The organism is Leisingera sp. ANG-M6, from assembly GCF_000813905.1.
Classification (GTDB): Bacteria; Pseudomonadota; Alphaproteobacteria; order Rhodobacterales; family Rhodobacteraceae; genus Leisingera.
Window position 1 is genome coordinate 1 of the sequence record NZ_JWLG01000052.1, and the last position, 603, is coordinate 603.

1 pseudogene is annotated in these 603 nt (G+C 66.7%); it reads right to left on the minus strand.

The window, feature by feature from the left end:
* Window positions 1–603, minus strand: a pseudogene (locus tag RA24_RS21600) (AMP-binding protein); the annotation flags it as partial.

Consider the following 603-nt stretch of genomic DNA (forward strand, 5'->3'; position numbering starts at 1 on the left):
CTGGCGGTGCCGGCATACAAGAGGCCCGCGCGGGCGCCGGAGTGCGGGTCGGGCAGGCGGAAGGCGACGGCATCACTGACGCCGGGCAGGGCCATCACCGCCTTTTCCACGTCCTGCGGATAGACGTTGAGGCCTGCGACGTTGATCATGTCATCGGCGCGGGCGGTGAAGACCAGCATTCCGGTATCACTCAGGTGGCCGAGGTCGCCGGTGTCGATTGTCTGCCCTGCGATGGTGATGCCCACTGCGCCCGGGGTGCCGTTTTGGCCCGCGGTCAGAACAACATGCGGCAGCGGCTGGCCGACGTCATAGGGGTTTTGCAGATCGGGGTTGATGGCGACACAGCCGGCCTCCGAACAGCCGTACTGCTGGAACAGATAGGTGGTGCGGGCGCGGATCAGCTGGAACCAGGCCTCTGGCAGCACGGTGCCGGAGGTGTTGGCGGCATAAAGCCTTTGCTCCGCGGGCAGTAGGCGGGCCAGCGTGTGCAGCATCGCAGGCGAGGTATAAAGCAGCGGCTGATCGGTCTCGCGCAGGCGGCGCAGGATGTACTTCGGGTTCAGGCTGTCGATCACCACCGGCACATGGCCGCGGTGCAGCGCC